The sequence below is a fragment of the Croceivirga radicis genome, from assembly GCF_002072105.2.
Taxonomy (GTDB): Bacteria; Bacteroidota; Bacteroidia; order Flavobacteriales; family Flavobacteriaceae; genus Croceivirga; species Croceivirga radicis.
This window is the reverse complement of the sequence record NZ_MTBC01000006.1, coordinates 95836-108891: the sequence shown is the minus strand read 5'-3', so window position 1 is coordinate 108891 and position 13056 is coordinate 95836. Positions and strand designations below refer to the sequence as shown.

10 protein-coding genes are annotated in these 13056 nt (G+C 37.3%); 3 read left to right on the top strand and 7 right to left on the bottom strand.

Annotated elements, in window-relative coordinates; genetic code table 11:
- Positions 1-19: 19 nt before the first annotated feature.
- On the top strand, positions 20-2140 hold the full coding sequence (locus BUL40_RS10310) for a peptidylprolyl isomerase (protein ID WP_080319191.1): 2121 nt from the start codon (positions 20-22) through the stop codon (positions 2138-2140).
- Here the strand turns inward: BUL40_RS10310 and BUL40_RS10305 are convergent.
- Positions 2137-3045: a GYDIA family GHMP kinase gene (locus BUL40_RS10305; RefSeq protein ID WP_080319190.1), complete on the bottom strand. Its 909-nt coding sequence runs from the start codon at positions 3043-3045 to the stop codon at positions 2137-2139. The genes BUL40_RS10310 and BUL40_RS10305 overlap by 4 nt on opposite strands.
- Complete coding sequence (locus BUL40_RS10300) at positions 3046-4353, bottom strand: hydroxymethylglutaryl-CoA reductase, degradative (protein WP_080319189.1); 1308 nt, start codon at positions 4351-4353, stop codon at positions 3046-3048.
- A gap of 134 nt (positions 4354-4487) precedes the next feature.
- Here BUL40_RS10300 and BUL40_RS10295 point away from each other — a divergent pair, with 134 nt between their 5' ends.
- On the top strand, positions 4488-6647 hold the full coding sequence (locus tag BUL40_RS10295) for a S9 family peptidase (RefSeq protein WP_080319188.1): 2160 nt from the start codon (positions 4488-4490) through the stop codon (positions 6645-6647).
- A gap of 26 nt (positions 6648-6673) precedes the next feature.
- Positions 6674-8209 (top strand): peptide MFS transporter, encoded by a 1536-nt coding sequence (locus BUL40_RS10290; RefSeq protein ID WP_080319187.1) that lies wholly within the window; start codon positions 6674-6676, stop codon positions 8207-8209.
- On the opposite strand, the gene BUL40_RS10285 is transcribed toward BUL40_RS10290, so the two are convergent.
- Genes BUL40_RS10285 through surE form a run of 5 tightly spaced genes read right to left on the bottom strand, consistent with a single transcriptional unit; the run spans position 8206 to position 12979 of the window.
- Positions 8206-10233: a ComEC/Rec2 family competence protein gene (locus tag BUL40_RS10285; protein WP_080319186.1), complete on the bottom strand. Its 2028-nt coding sequence runs from the start codon at positions 10231-10233 to the stop codon at positions 8206-8208. The genes BUL40_RS10290 and BUL40_RS10285 overlap by 4 nt on opposite strands.
- 1 nt (position 10234) lies before the next feature.
- On the bottom strand, positions 10235-10777 hold the full coding sequence (locus tag BUL40_RS10280) for a C40 family peptidase (protein ID WP_080319185.1): 543 nt from the start codon (positions 10775-10777) through the stop codon (positions 10235-10237).
- A 31-nt stretch (positions 10778-10808) separates the two neighbouring features.
- Positions 10809-11918 (bottom strand): lipid-A-disaccharide synthase, encoded by a 1110-nt coding sequence (gene lpxB / locus BUL40_RS10275; RefSeq protein WP_080319184.1) that lies wholly within the window; start codon positions 11916-11918, stop codon positions 10809-10811.
- Position 11919: 1 nt separating this feature from the next.
- The gene (locus tag BUL40_RS10270; RefSeq protein ID WP_010518245.1) at positions 11920-12207 is read right to left on the bottom strand and encodes a hypothetical protein; all 288 of its coding nucleotides are present in this window, start codon (positions 12205-12207) and stop codon (positions 11920-11922) included.
- Entirely contained in the window at positions 12200-12979 is a 780-nt protein-coding gene (surE, locus tag BUL40_RS10265) for a 5'/3'-nucleotidase SurE (RefSeq protein ID WP_080319183.1), read from the bottom strand. Before surE ends, BUL40_RS10270 begins: the two co-directional genes overlap by 8 nt.
- Between the last annotated feature and the right edge of the window lie 77 nt (positions 12980-13056).

Genomic DNA, 13056 nt, shown 5'->3' with positions numbered 1-13056 from the left:
AGCATAAAGCAGTACGCAAATGGCAATATTGGAGAATATTAGGAAGCGAACTACGGTACTAATTTTAATAATTGGTTTGGCCTTGTTCGCATTTGTTATTTCTGGAATCTTTACAGGAAGCGATTTTTCTGGCGGAAAAATCAGCTCTATAGTAGCAGAAGTAAATGGAGAGGCAATAGGTAGAGAGGATTTTACCAGAAAACTAGAGTTGGCGCAACAACAGTTTGGTCAGAATTTTTCTGCCACTCAATTGGTTAATCGTGTATACGATCAAGAAGTTAGAAATACACTATTAAATCAAGAGTTTGAACGTTTGGGCATCGATGTTGAAAGTGATCAAATTGTTGATTTTATCAAAAATACAGGTTATGCACAAGACCCATCTTTTCAAAATGAAAATGGAGTTTTTGATGCAGAGGTGTTTAAAACTACCATTGCAGATTGGAGAGAGACACAGCCATTATTGTACGATAATTGGTTGACCATAGAAAAATCCATAATTCAATCAGCTAAAGAGCAAATCTATTTTAACTTAATAAAATCTGGAGTAGGCGCTACCTTGGCAGAAGGCGAATTTGACTATCAATTGGCCAATGACAAAGTAGATTTAGCGTACGTTCGTGTACCATATACCTCAATTGCAGACAGCAGTATACAAGTAAGTAAAAGTGAGATTGCGGACTACGTAAAGCAACATCAAAATGAATACAAGCAAGAAAAAGCTAGGGATATTCGCTTTGTGTTCTTTGAAGAAAAGCCTTCAACTGCAGACGAAACAGCGGTTAAGGAAGCCGTGACCGCATTGATGGGAGACACAGTAGAATTTAACGAGGCAGCCAATACTACAGATACCATAGCAGGCTTTAAGACTACTAAAGATATGGCGGCTTTCTTGGATAGAAATTCTGATGAAAAATTAGATACAATTTACAAAGCCAAGCGAGATTTGCCAGCAGTAGCCGCAGATCAAATTATGGCGTTGGCAGTAGGTGAAACTTACGGCCCTTACAAAGATGGTTCTTCTTATAAGGTTACTAAAATGATGGATAGAAAATCCAATGGAACTGTAAAGGCTAGCCATATTTTAATAGCTTATGAAGGTGCTACAAGAGCAAACTCAAGTATTAAAAGAACTAAGGAAGAAGCAGAGGTAGAGGCCAAACGTTTATTAACGGAAGCCAAGAAAGCAGATACGGAATTTAGCGTGTTGGCAAGAGATAACTCAGATGGTCCTTCTGCACCAAGAGGTGGAGATTTAGGATACTTCCAAGAAGGGGTAATGGCAGATGAGTTTAATGACTTTTGTTTTAACAATCCTGTAGATGCCATTGGTTTGGTAGAAACAGAATTTGGTTTTCATATCATTAAGGTTGATGATAAGCAAGATGTGGTACAAGTAGCTACATTAGCTAGAGAGGTAGAGCCATCTGAAGAAACCGTAAATACATTGTTTACAGATGCAACTCAGTTTGAAATGAAAGTTTCTGACGCGGACGCAAATGCTTTTGACGACATTGCAAAAGAAAGTGATTATACCGTTAGGCCTGTTAATAAAATTGCAGAGATGGATGAAAACCTTCCTGGTTTATCCGCGCAACGTAATATTGTACAATGGGCTTTCAACGAAGAAACTAGCGTTGGTGATATTAAGCGTTTTGATTTGGCCAGTGGTTATGCGGTGGTGCAATTGACCAAAAAGTATAAAGAAGGGCCAATGTCTGCAGAAGATGCTTCTGCTTTGGTTTTGCCAAAAATTAGAAAAGAGAAAAAAGCCGCTCAAATAATAGCTAATAACAAAGGCAAGACAATGGATGCTTTTGCTAAAGATAACAATGTAACTGTATCTACTGCTTCTGCAGTAACTATAAAATCACCAACTATTCCTGGTGCTGGGCGTGAGCCGTATGTGGTAGGTAAAGCCTTTTCTCTTGCGGAAGGTGCAACCTCTGGATTGCTAGAAGGAGAAAGTGGTGTTTATATGGTTAAATTGAATAAAAAGAACCAAGGTGTTAAATTGCCAAACTTTAGCACATTTGCCCAAACCTTGTCTACACAGAATCAAAACTCTGTTAATTCTGGTGTATACAATGCTTTAAAAGAGGGTGCAGAAATAGAAGACAATAGAGCTACATTCTATTAAAGAATCATATCCGTAAAAGGAACAACAGTATCAAAACCCTTGGCTTTAAAATAGTCAGGGGTTTTTTCATTTCCGGTAGCTAAAATAAAATCACCTCCCCAGGCTCCTAAGCTTTTTATAGCACCAAAATAATCGGGAAATTTGTTCTGAACGGGAGATTGGCCCAAAATAGTTCCAATGGCCATTTCATGCTCAATTACTAGTGATTCAAATAACTCAATGCTTTCCGTTTCTAGGAGTTTATGGGATATTCGGTTTATTTGCGCTATAAGGTCTGCCTTATTAAAAATCTGCTTTCGGTAAGTGGCAATAGCATCTCTACTATTTTGCTTTTTATTCAGGTAAATAAAAAACAACTTATCGCTAAAATCCGGATTAAAGCGTACCGGTAGTATTTGTGGTTTGCCCAAATCCAATTTATACAATATAGGTTGCATGTGTTGTGCACAGGCAAGGTCATAACCACTTCCTCCCAAAGTTTGCCCTAAAAGTTCAAAAGCATCTACTTGGGTCCATTGGGCTATGTTATTGAGTAAAGTAGAACTGGTACCTAAGCCCCAATTTCTAGGAAAGCTTAGCTTTGTTTCAATTTGCCAGCCACTGCCACTATGGTCCAAAAAATCAGGCTTTTGAATTCTAACTGCTTTAAAAATCTTTTTAAGAACTTTTGCCTTTTCAATGTCGTTAGTTTCTCTAATCTCTAAAGCGGGTAAACTAAATTCTGCATGAAACCAGACGCTACCATCCGCATCTTTGCTAAGCCAGTTTAAACAAGGTTTGGCCGTTTGGTCCGCATAAAGCCACTGTCCAAATTTTGTAGGTATGGCAAGACCTGTAGCACCATCTAAAATGGCATACTCTCCCGTTAGCAGCAGTTTGCCGTTGCTATAAAATGTATTTGTCATTTACCTGCGTAGATTTTCTAATGCTTCGGTTACGGCAGCATTACTTACGGTCTGCTCTTTAAAGAGAGCTACCAATTGTTCTTTTTCTCTGTCATTTGCGCCTAGCGTATTAAGAATATTTAGTAGGTGCATCTTCATATGGCCTTTTTGTATGCCAGTGGTAACTAAGCTTCTAAGGGCGGCAAAGTTTTGGGCTAAACCGGCCACTGCTATTATTTGCATCAATTCTTTTGCAGAAGGTTGCTGCAAAATTTCTAAGCTTAGTTTAACCAAAGGATGTAAGGAAGTTAGACCTCCAACAGTGCCTAGCGCCAACGGAACATCAATCCAAAACTTGAATTCATTGTTTTCTATGGTGCAATGGGTTAAGCTGCTGTATTTACCATCTTTAGCTGCGTAGGCATGTACACCGGCTTCTATTGCCCTAAAATCGTTACCTGTGGCTAAGACAACCGCATCAATACCATTCATGATGCCTTTGTTGTGCGTAACGGCTCTAAACGGTTCGGTTTTAGCAATGGTAACCGCTTGGTACATCTTTTCAGCAAAGGTTCTAGATACGCTGTTTTCAGATTTAGTATTGGTTATTGGGCAGCTTACACTAGCCCTTACCACACAGTTTGGAACATAGTTGCTTAAGATGCTCATGACTACCTCTGGTTTATCATTTGCAAATTCTGGATGTATGGCAACGGCATTTTCTAGCGTTGTGGCAAACTGTTCCAAACAACTATTTATAAAATTGGCACCCATGGCATCAAGCGTTTCAAAGGTGCAGTGTAGCTGATAATATCCTTCTAGTTGGTCTGTCTTGTCTCTTAAATTTATAGCACTAATACCACCACCACGTTTATTCATATTCTTGGTTATGGCTGCGGTATCTGCCATAAACTTGGGTTGTAACGCATCAATTAAGTTAACTAGTTTATTCTTTTGGCCATGGTACATAAAATGTACTTGTCCAATTTTCTCCGTTCCTAAGACTTCGGTTTTAAAACCACCTTTGGTTAACCAAAATTTAGCTGCCTTACTAGCTGCTGCAACCACAGAACTCTCTTCAATGGTCATGGGTATAGCCAATAATTGCTCGTTAATTAGAAAATTTGGTGCTACGGCATAGGGTAGATAAAAATTAGAAAGTGTATTTTCTATAAACTCATCATGGGTTTTTTGTAAATCCGTATCGGCGTTCCAGTACTTTTCTAATAGTTTCTTGGTTTTTTCGGGGTCTTGGGTGCATTCTTTTGCAATCCATTCAATTTTCTGTTGCTTGGATAACTTAGAAAAACCATTTACCGGTCTCTGCATAATATCAACTTAAATTTCAAAGATAAATCTTTAACGGTTTTGGCTTGTTATTTGTGTTTCAAATATAACCTAGAGTGTGATTTTTACGTAAATTATTAGTAAACTTGGGGGTTTTAAATCAATAATTAACTTAAATGAACAGACTATTTTTAGTTGTTACCAGCAGCATTTTGTTTTTGACCGGGCTAACAGCGCAAAAAAAAGACATAACCCTAGAAGAAATATGGGGAGGTGCCTTTCGTACAGAGTATATGGATGCGTTACGTTCTATGAACAATGGTAAAGAATACACCGTTTTGAACTTTAGCCGTAATCCGCAAGGAAGCAGTTTGGATAAATATGACTACAAGACACAAAAAAAGGTAGCTACTATTGTAGCTTCTAATGATGCAATTCCCTTTTTTACATCCTATGAATTTTCTAATGACGAATCCCAAATAATACTGGCCACAGAGATTGAGCCGATTTTTAGGCATTCTAGACTAGGTGTCTATTATGTATACGATGTAAAATCAAAGGAATTGGTTAAAATTTCCGATGACAAAATACAAGAGCCAGAACTTTCGCCAGATGGTACAAAAGTTGCCTATGCCAAAGAAAACAATCTTTACCTGTTTAACCTAAAGACCAAGCAGACCACGCAACTTACTACGGATGGTGTGGCAGGTTCAATAATTAATGGTATTACCGATTGGGTATATGAGGAAGAATTTGCATTTGTACAGGCTTTTGCATGGAACAGCAGCGGTACTAAAATTGCTTTCTTAAAGTTTGACGAATCCAATGTGCCAAATTTTTCTATGGATGTTTACGGGCAAGACCTTTACCAATATCAATATCAATTTAAATACCCAAAAGCAGGAGAGGAAAATGCCAAGGTAAGTTTACATATGCTAGATGTAAGCTCTGGGGCAATTTCTGAAGTAAATCTGGGCAATCCCTACTATATACCTAGAATAAAATGGATGAACAATGCCGATTATTTAAGCGTTAGGACCCTAAATAGGCATCAAAACATAATGAAGTTGATCGCGGTGAATGCCAAAGATAATTCTACTGAGGTTTTATTGGAAGAAACAGATGAGGCTTATGTAGACGTAACAGATGATTTAACGTTTCTTGAAGACGACAGTTTTATTTGGACAAGCGAGAGAGATGGTCACAATCATGTCTATTTGTATGACCAAGATGGTAAGTTAATGAATCAAATTACCAAAGGGCCATGGGAAGTGACCCATTATTATGGTTATGACCAAGCCAATGATCGTATCTTTTATCAGTCTACAGAAAATGGGTCCATAAATAGAGATGTTTACCATATAAGTAGCAATGGTTCCGATAAGACTAGGTTAACCAACAAAGAGGGCACTAACGGTGCTTCTTTTAGTAGTGATTATAGTTACTTTATAAATACCTATTCTAGTGCTACAACACCTTATGAATTTACCTTGCACAAAGCGTCTAACGGTAAAAAGGTTGCCGATATAAAAGATAACAAAGCCTTATTAGAGCAATTAGAAGGTTATAATCTGGCCAAAAAAGAATTTAGCACCATTAGTATAAATGGTAATGAGTTAAATATGTATATGTACAAGCCTGTAGATTTTGACCCAAATAAAGAATATCCTTTATTCATGTTTCAGTATAGTGGGCCGGGTTCTCAGCAAGTGGCCAATAGATGGGGTGGCGCTAATGATTATTGGCACCAAATGTTGGCAGCTGAGGGTTATATTATAGCTTGTGTAGATGGTCGTGGTACCGGTTTTAAGGGTAGGGACTTTAAAAAAGTTACGCAATTAGAATTAGGTAAATATGAAGTAGAAGATCAAATAGCAGCTGCAAAGGAGTTAAGTAAGTTGCCGTATATAGATGCAGAAAGAACTGGTATTTGGGGTTGGAGCTACGGTGGTTTTATGTCTACCAATGCAATTTTAAAAGGGAATGATACTTTTGAGATGGCAATTGCGGTAGCACCGGTTACCAGCTGGCGTTTTTATGATACCGTTTATACGGAACGTTATATGCAAACACCACAAGAAAACGCAAGTGGGTATGATGATAATTCGCCATTCAATTATCCAGAATTGTTAAAAGGTAAATACTTATTGGTACATGGTACGGGTGATGATAATGTGCACGTACAAAATTCAATGCGGATGATAGAAGCCTTGGTGCAAGCCAATAAGCAATTTGATTGGGCTATCTACCCAGATAGAAACCATGGAATTTACGGAGGCAATACCAGATTGCATTTGTATACTAAAATGACCAATTTTATCAAGGAAAACTTATAATCCAGTAACTAAACTCAACTCAATATATGTCAGAAATGATAACACCGGCTAGCGAAAAGCAGTTGCTTGGGCATCCTCAAGGATTATTCTATCTCTTTTTTGCTGAGTTATGGGAGCGTTTCAGTTTTTATGGAATGCGTGCCCTTCTTACACTTTACATGGTAGATGTAATTTTTGAGGCTTTGGCTAAAAAAGATTATGCAACCGCAGCAGTTTATTCGTCTTACGGGTCATTAGTTTATGCGTCTACAGTAATTGGTGGTAGAATATCCGATGGTATCTTAGGAATGCGAAACTCTATTTTTCTTGGCGGTATTTTAATGTCTTTGGGGCATTTTGTGTTAGCTATAGAAAATAATGTAGCCTTCTTTTTGGCCTTGTCGTTAATTATTGCAGGAAACGGCTTCTTTAAACCCAATATTTCAACTTTTGTAGGATCACTCTACAAAGATGGAGACCCTAGAAAAGATTCTGGATTTACCATTTTCTATATGGGAATTAATATTGGTGGATGGGTAGCTCCATTACTCTGTGGTTGGTTAGCTGCGGCATATGGTTGGCATTATGGTTTTGGTTTGGCCGGTATAGGCATGTTAACCGGTTTAATTGTTTTTTGGAGTGGTATAAAAAAAGGTGTTTTTGGAGACAAAGGTTTACCACCAGAAAATGGAAATATAGATAAAAAGGTAGCCGGTATTAAACAAGGTATTTTGGTGCCCATATTGGCGTTTGCTTCGGTACCTGTAATAGCTTATCTATTGTCTTCTTACCAAGCACTAGGAGAAGAAGGTACCTGGTTGGGCGATCAGAACATCGTAAACATTATATTTAAGCTGATAGGTATATCTATTTTAGGATATTTAACCTACATCATGGTACAAGCAACCCCAGATGAGCGTAAAAAACTATTTGTAGCTGTTCTTATCACTTTTTTTATGACCATTTTTTGGGGTTTTCATGAATTATCTGGTAGTGTTATAACCTTGTTTGCCGCTAGAAACGTGGATTTGGAAGGTATTATGTCTGCTTCACAAACCAATTCATTGAACTCTATGTGGATTATAATCTTGGCCATACCCATCTCTATGTTATGGCAGTGGTTGTCCAAAAAGAATTTAAATCCCAGAACACCGTACAAATTTGGGATGGGATTGTTATTTGCCGGTATTAGTTTCTACGCATTGGCCATAAGTGGGGCTAGCGCCAACGAGAGTGGCTATGTGCCCTTTGCGTATTTGCTGCTAATGTATTTTTTACTTTCGGTTGGTGAATTGTTTATGTCTCCTGTTGGTTTATCAAAAATCACGGATTTATCACCAAAACGTATTGTTGCTTTTATGATGGGCGTCTGGTTTTTATCTTCGGCTTTTGCATTTCAAGTTGTTGGATTTATAGGAAAGCAACTTGCAATTGAAAGTTCTGATGGCACTATTTCTGGTTTTGAAACGCTCACGGTCTATACAGACGGTTTTATGCTAATAGCAAAATATTCTTTAGGCGCGGGCTTGCTGGTAATTCTGGCTTCACCTTTAATTAAAAGACTTATGGGTAACGTTCATTAATTATTATCCAAAGGAAATTGAAAAGCTCCCTTTTTGCGCGTGTCGTGAAAAGGGATTTTCTTTTCTAGGCAGGTTTGTTGCCAAAGAGCGCTCATAAAGGCGTAATTGCTACCGTCTGCAATAACCATAGTTGGTTTATGTTGTTCTAGTAAACGGTTAAGGTTTATTTTAGCATTATGGGTAAGCCATAAGTAATCTATCTTAAAATTCTTATGTGGTAACACAAGATTGCTATCAATTCTAAATAAGTTTTTGTGGGTTATGGTGTATGCATTTTGTAGTTCTTGTGTGTTCACAAGCTTAATACGCTCAGCAACCATATAATTTTTAATTAGGTATGGGTTTCTAGAGTTATTGGTATAGCAATTTAAAAGAAACCCGTTTTGATGAAGTAAGACGTTTTGTTGGTTTTGGTGTAATATGTACGTATAAATTCTTTTACTAGCTTCTATGTCTTTAAATAAGAGCACCCCTAAAAATACGCCTAACGCGCTAATAGAAATTACAAATAAATTCTTTTTCGGTTTTGAAAAATACAAAACACCAAATAGAATAAATGTATAGCTTAAAATAACCTCAGAAAAATCGAAACTTATATCGGTTAAAACAAATGCATCTTGCTCCGCTACTAATTTGATAATGTGGTTCATCAACCTAATAAGAGTATTGTAGAGATTTACCAATACGGTAGGTAAAACTTGCAGCATACTTAATACTATAGTCAGTAAACCTAGTCCCAAAATTACCCCCAAAAAAGGAACAATTAACAAATTGGCTATAAAGAACAATCCTGGAAATTGGTGAAAATAAAATAAGCTTAATGGAAGTACGCCCAATTGAGCGGTAATGCTAACGGCCAGCAATTGCCATACTTTATTTAAAAATAGATTTTTGGGATACCAAAGCAACATTAGCTTAGGGTGTAGCCAAACTATTGCTAACACGGCAGTATAACTTAATTGGAACCCAACTTGAAAAAGGTTTAGTGGGTTAATTAGAAGTACGGTTACATAGGATAACGCCAATAAATTAAACGTATTTGTAGGTCTATTAAGTAATAACGCATAGGCTAGAAAAGAATACATGGTGCAGGCCCGGACTATGGAAGGGGATAGTCCCGCTATAAAAGCATAGGTCCACAAGAGAAGCAAACCTAGCAGTAATTTAATTTGATTTCCGTGTGGGAGGCGCTCTAAGGGCTTTAGTAGAATGTTGAAGAGCAATAATAAAATGCCAATATGAAGACCAGAAACAGCGAGAATATGAATTGCACCAGCTTTTTTATAGTCTTCCAGTACGTCTTTATTTACTCCATTACGCTCCCCTAAAAGTAGGGCCTGTATAATACCCAGTTCTTCACTGCCAAAACCTTCAGTTTTTAAACGGCTAGTAATTTTATTTCTGTAATTGGCCGATAGTGTATATATGCTCGAATTTTTTTTGTCCAACTTTTTAAACCACTCTGGCCGTAGTTGAATTCTATAATGGATTCCTTGATAGGCCAAATACTTTTTGTAATTAAATTGATACGGGTTTAATGGGTTGGTAACGGATTTAATCTTAGCTATGGATACCAACTGGTCACCAGGTTCTAAACTTTGCTTTCTTAAACTGTCTTTAGCAATGTTTAAAAGAGCTAGCCCTTTGGTTTTGGTATTGGATAAACTGTTTACGCTTACAATATAGTTTCTGGCGTAATCATTAGGCTTTAATTCGGACTGTATCGTAAGGGTAAGTTGTTGCGGATTAGGGGTGGTTTTATGACTGTAATGAAGTTTTTGATTTATTGGAAGCGTTAGACTGTGAACTAGTGCGCCTAACAATATGCTGTTCAAGAAAAAGGTAATATTGGGAATATGTTGTACGTTATATTTACGCATTTTAAGAATTGCGCCAAAAAGGAAAATCGAAATTAAAAATGGTAGTAACCAATAAAGGGAAGATAGGTTTAATAGGTTGTTAAGTAATATGCCCAGTGTTAAACCTAGGGAAATGCGTACGGATATAAAATCCCATAACCGCATGCTATAAGATTCTATTGGCTTTTACAAAGCTATTGCTCCAATATCCTTCTCGTAAAGAAGAGACAATAACCCCTCTTGAAGTAGTGGCGTGTATAAATTTAATCTCATCGTCCGCTATAGAGACCACCAAGCCAACATGGTTTATGCGCTTGCCTTTTCTTCCAGTTTTAAAAAAAAGTAAATCGCCTTTTTGTACTTGGGATAGATTGATTTTTTTTCCTTCTGTGGCCATTTGGTAAGAAGCTCTAGGAAAAGAAATATTGTTTTCTAATAAGGCAACATAAACCAGGCCTGAGCAGTCCATCCCTTTTCTGGTAGTGCCACCAAACTTATATCTTGTGCCTGTAAATTGTAAAGCAATATTTATGATTTCATCTGCTTTTTCCAATTCTTTAGTTTTCTTTTTACGAATTCTAGGAGTTGTTTCTAAAGGTTGGTCGGCCTCTATGGTAACCGTTTTTGCTTTTGCGTAAGTAGTTTTCTTTTTAACCACACAATTTGTGAGCGATATAGTTAAAACTAAGAGCAAAAACTTTTTATGCATAGAAAAGGATTAAGAACACGTGTTTTTAAAGTTAGGTGTTTTTTACGATTAATTTTGCCGCTTTTTCACTGGCTCCGCTACCGCCTAACTTTTCTTCTAATAACGCATAATTGGCTAACATCTTATCTCGTGCATTTCCATTAACAATTTTGGTTAGCTCTGCCTGTAAGTTTTTTGAGGTAAGTTCATCTTGTATTAATTCTTTAACAACCTCTTGGTCCATAATTAGATTTACAAGTGAAATGTATTTTAAAGTAATAATTCGTTTTGCTATCTGGTAAGAAACCCAATTGCCTTTATAGCAAACCACCTGTGGTACTTTAAATAGTGCGGTTTCTAGTGTGGCAGTACCGCTTGTGACCAATGCGGCATGAGAGTGGCTCAAAAGAGCATAGGTTTGGTTTTTTACAAAGCTTACCGTGCCTTTTTCTAAAAACTTTTTATAAAAATTATTCTCTAAACTGGGCGCGCCCGCAATTACAAATTGGTAATCTGTAAACAACGGAGCCATGCTTAACATAATTGTGAGCATTTTTTCTACCTCCTGCTTTCTACTGCCTGGTAATAATGCAATAATTGGTTTGTTGGGGTGTAAATTGTTGGTGTTCCTAAATTCCTCGTTGATTATTACTTCGGTTTGTGAAATGGCGTCCAAAAGCGGATGCCCAACAAAGTTAACTGGGTAGTTGTATTGGCTATAGAATGCTTTTTCAAACGGAAGTATAACATACATATGGTTAATGTATGCCTTTATCTTTTGTATACGGCCAGCTCTAGACGCCCATACTTGCGGACTAATATAATAATGGGTGTTATAGGTGTTTTCTTTTGCCCATTTTGCTATGCGTAGATTAAAACCAGAAAAATCTATAAAGATGATGGCATCTGGTTTAAAATGGGTAATGTCTGTTTTGCAATAATTTATGTTAGAAAAGATTTTAGAAAGGTTTTTTATAACCTCTAAAAAACCCATAAAGGCCATTTCTTTATAATGTTTGGCCAAGGTGCCACCGGCCGCCTGCATCAAATCGCCACCCCAACATCTTATTTCGGCATTTGGGTCTTGTTTCTTAAGTGCTTTAATTAAATTAGAGCCATGTAAATCTCCAGAAGCTTCGCCGGCGATGATGTAATACTTCATCCTAAAAAATCTTAAAATACAAAATGGTTAGGGCGGTAATTACGGTGGCGATCATTACACCACGGGCACGGTAATCCCTTTTTATTTTTAAAAAGCCAAAAAATGCCAAAAGGTTTAGAATTGCCCCAAGCGCCAGAATACTGCCTAGGTGTCCTTGTTCTCTTGCAACTTTTAAGGTTTCTACAATACTAAAGTCTGAAAAGACTATAATATAAAGTAAGGAGCCAAACGTATTGGCGATAAGACCAACCAGTAGACCAATTAGCACGTCTTTTTTAGGGTTATTCATTTAAATTCCAGTTGTTTAAAGTTTGCATGGCGTGGTGGGCGGTTAAATCGAACTGAGTGGGCACAACGGAAATGTAATTGTTGTTTAAAGCAAAAATATCCGTATCCTCACCTTTGTCCAAAAGTTCAAACTCACCAGTTAACCAATAATATTCTTTGCCACTTGGGCTAAATCTTTTATCAAATTTTTCTTTCCAATTTGCCTTTGCTTGTCTGCAGACCCGTATGCCTTTAACGGGCTTACCATCTGTTTTTGGTATGTTCACGTTCAACACCGTTCCTTTAGGCAGGCCATTGGTTAAGGCTTCCGAAACAATTTGTTTAATTTCTTTGTCAAAGCCATCAAAATTAGCATCCCACTTATAATCACATAAAGAAAATCCTATAGCGGGTAAGCCTTCAATACCAGCTTCTATAGCAGCACTCATAGTACCAGAGTATATAACGTTTATAGAGGCGTTAGAGCCATGGTTTATGCCACTTACAACAATATCTGGCTTTTTGGGCAAAAGTTCTTGTAAGGCCAGCTTAACACAATCTGCGGGCGTACCGCTGCAACTATATTCTAAAGATGCACCATTGTCTTTATCAATGGTCATTTTTTTAGAATAAAGGGTGTTGTCTATGGTTATCGCATGGCCCATTCCAGATTGTGGGCTATCTGGGGCTACTACTACAACCTCTCCCAATTGTTTCATTAAAGCAATTAATTTTCGTAGACCGGGAGCGGTAATACCGTCATCATTGGTAACTAATATTAAAGGTTTTTCCATTGGGTATAATTAATAGCGTAAAAATACGTTTTTCATAAGGATGTGGTGAATGTTCCGTTTAACAAAAAATTAAATGG

Excerpts from the sequence above, each read along its gene's own strand:
- BUL40_RS10310 (WP_080319191.1), top strand. The coding sequence starts at position 20 with ATGGCAATATTGGAGAATATTAGGAAGCGAACTACGGTACTAATTTTA.
- BUL40_RS10305 (WP_080319190.1), bottom strand. The coding sequence starts at position 3,045 with ATGACAAATACATTTTATAGCAACGGCAAACTGCTGCTAACGGGAGAG.
- BUL40_RS10300 (WP_080319189.1), bottom strand. The coding sequence starts at position 4,353 with ATGCAGAGACCGGTAAATGGTTTTTCTAAGTTATCCAAGCAACAGAAA.
- BUL40_RS10295 (WP_080319188.1), top strand. The coding sequence starts at position 4,488 with ATGAACAGACTATTTTTAGTTGTTACCAGCAGCATTTTGTTTTTGACC.
- BUL40_RS10290 (WP_080319187.1), top strand. The coding sequence starts at position 6,674 with ATGTCAGAAATGATAACACCGGCTAGCGAAAAGCAGTTGCTTGGGCAT.
- BUL40_RS10285 (WP_080319186.1), bottom strand. The coding sequence starts at position 10,233 with ATGCGGTTATGGGATTTTATATCCGTACGCATTTCCCTAGGTTTAACA.
- BUL40_RS10280 (WP_080319185.1), bottom strand. The coding sequence starts at position 10,777 with ATGCATAAAAAGTTTTTGCTCTTAGTTTTAACTATATCGCTCACAAAT.
- lpxB (WP_080319184.1), bottom strand. The coding sequence starts at position 11,918 with ATGAAGTATTACATCATCGCCGGCGAAGCTTCTGGAGATTTACATGGC.
- BUL40_RS10270 (WP_010518245.1), bottom strand. The coding sequence starts at position 12,207 with ATGAATAACCCTAAAAAAGACGTGCTAATTGGTCTACTGGTTGGTCTT.
- surE (WP_080319183.1), bottom strand. The coding sequence starts at position 12,979 with ATGGAAAAACCTTTAATATTAGTTACCAATGATGACGGTATTACCGCT.